The organism is candidate division WOR-3 bacterium, assembly GCA_016867815.1.
Lineage (GTDB): Bacteria > Hydrothermota > Tepidihabitantia > Tepidihabitantales > Tepidihabitantaceae > UBA2258.
In genome coordinates this window covers 1-2,367 of the sequence record VGIR01000196.1, presented here as the reverse complement: position 1 = coordinate 2,367, position 2,367 = coordinate 1, and the positions used below count along the sequence as shown (strand labels likewise).

Genomic DNA, 2,367 nt, shown 5'->3' with positions numbered 1-2,367 from the left:
GCGCAGCCTGACCGCCTACCGGGCAGACCTCCGCTATTTCGACCAGAACACTGAGTACGTAACCGTTATGCCGAGTACGCGGTTGTTGAGGATCAGAAAGCTGCTGACGCCCGCCCGCTTTGCCAGATCGGCGAGCTGCCGCTTGCTCAACAGCCGCACACCGCGCACCAGTTCCTCACGCCGCACAATCCGGCTGAGCTGGATGAAGAGCGGCCAGGGAAGGTAGTGGGCCAGCGGCAGTTTGGAATGCAGTTCGATTGGAAACCACCGGTTCGGTGTCGTGAAGAAGCCGCGGTTCGCCACTCGGACCATCTCCGACACAAACAGACGTTGCCGCTCTAGGTCGCCCACATGCTCGACTACGGCGTTCGAGTGACAGATCGCGAAGCTGTCATCGGCGAACGGAAACCGTCGGCCATCATACCTGACGAATCGCACCAGCGGGTACCGGGCAGACAGTTCCGAGCACTCCTCGATTGCCAGGGCCGTCAGTCGTTCCTGATGCGGATACTCTTTGAGGAACAGGTTCGCCGCGTCGTACGTCTCGCGCCCCAGCACCCCGACATCGAGAACCTCATCCTGCGGAGTCGGTCGGCACAACCGGGTGAAATCCGCGAACTTGCGCCTGCGCGCCTCGACATGCCTTCGGCCGGAGAACCTGTCAATAAGATCAAGCAGCATGTTTGGGCCTGGAGGCCGGGGTCTGCCCGGCTCTCGCAGCGGGACTACACAATACGGCACCCGGGCAGAGAGGCTCTAGCACAGGGAAGTGCGCATCGGCGTGCTAGTTTCGCGCATCGCATGCCTCACCGTCGCGTGGTGTCTTTGTCCAGTACTTCTCTTTGGTCGTGAGGAACTGCCAGCAGCCTACTAGCAGGGCGATGTTCATGAAGTAGTAGTACTGGGGCACCAGCAGCCTGCGCCAGCGGCCCTTGGCCAGCAGCAGCAGAGGAGTTGTGGCCAGGGCAACAAGCTGCGGCACGAGGAGGACCCGGAAGAACGGGTGCGCGACCTTGACGGCACTTGAGACGAGCAGACTCAGCAGCAGGAACGGAATCAACATCCTGAGTACTTTGTGCGAGAAGTAGACCCACGCCTTGATGCCGTGCTTCGGCAGGAGCAGGTCCGCGAAGCGGAGCAACGCCTGCAAATTGCCGCGGTTGATCCTCGCTTTGCGCCGGAACTCCAGTTTCTCGGTTTCGGTCTGGGTGACGACCAGTGCCCGCGGTTCGGTGACAACATCATACCCGCGGCGGAAGGGGCGGATGCCAAGCACGAAGTCGTCGAGGTTGGTATCGTCAGGTATCGGGTCGGCGAACTCCCTCCGGACCATGTTGGCGTAGGCGTTGCAGCCGACCATCGCGCCCAGCCGGCCTTCGAGCTCCTTGACTCTGGCCTCCCAACGGTCGTAGAAGCCCTCGGCCGCACTGCCGTCCCTGTTGACGCGCGTGTACCTGGGATTGACGACTGCGACCTTGGGGTCGAGGAAGCGGTCAGCCATGAGCCTCAACGATGGCTTCGTCAGGAGCGAATCGACGTCGGTGCAGAGCATGAGGTCGCCGCGTGCCTCGGACAGCAGCCGGTTCTGGACCACGGTCTTGCCGGACTGTGGTTCGTAGCGTATGAGCCGGACGCGGGAGTCACTGCAGGACTGGACGATGGCGTCCGTCGCGTCGCTCGAAGCATCAGAGCCGACGAGGACTTCCATCCTGTCGGGCGGGTAGTCGAGGTCGAGACAATTGGCGAGTTTGCCGGCTATCAGCTTCTCCTCGTTGAAGGCCGCTATGATAATGGAGACTGAGAACGGTTTGTCACGGTCTTGACGTACCGTCCGTCGCGGGCGAAGCTTTGCGAACAGCCAGAGGGTGAGCGGGTACAGCACCCAATGGTAGAAGATCACGCCGAGCGGCAGCCAGAAGAAGAGAACCGCGGATGCGTCAAGCATGAGGCACGGAACCGGCAGGTTGAGTGTCCATGCCGGGGCGGGGTTTCATCTCGGGGCCTCGAGGATGCGACGATAGAGCTCGACATGCCGGGCCGCGGTCGTCTGCCAGGAGAACTGGCGGGCGCGGGCCAGCCCCTTCGCTACCATTTCGGCTCGAAGCTGGTCGTCGCTGAGGACTCGCTCCAGAGCGCCGGTCAGTTCGTTGACGTCGCCCGGCGTCACGAGCAACGCCGCATCGCCACCGACCTCCGGGATTGACGAAGCGTTCGACGCGATCACCGGCGTGCCGCAGGCCATCGCTTCGAGGACCGGAACGCCGAACCCCTCATACCACGAAGGGTACACGCAGCAACGGGCCAAAGTGTAGAGCGCAGCGAGCGTTTCCTCGGCTACGTAGCCGAGGAAACGGACGCGTCCCTCAA

At 62.5% G+C, this 2,367-nt stretch carries 3 protein-coding genes; all 3 read right to left on the bottom strand.

Features of this window, described 5'->3' with window-relative positions; translation table 11 throughout:
* Positions 1-33: 33 nt before the first annotated feature.
* Positions 34-681 carry a class I SAM-dependent methyltransferase gene (locus tag FJY68_14245; GenBank protein MBM3332983.1) on the bottom strand — a complete coding sequence of 216 codons (648 nt, stop codon included), beginning with the start codon at positions 679-681 and terminating at the stop codon, positions 34-36.
* A 103-nt stretch (positions 682-784) separates the two neighbouring features.
* Positions 785-1,945: a glycosyltransferase gene (locus FJY68_14240; GenBank protein ID MBM3332982.1), complete on the bottom strand. Its 1,161-nt coding sequence runs from the start codon at positions 1,943-1,945 to the stop codon at positions 785-787.
* 45 nt (positions 1,946-1,990) lie between these two features.
* Positions 1,991-2,367: glycosyltransferase family 4 protein (locus FJY68_14235; protein ID MBM3332981.1), on the bottom strand; the 377-nt coding region annotated here is incomplete at its 5' end.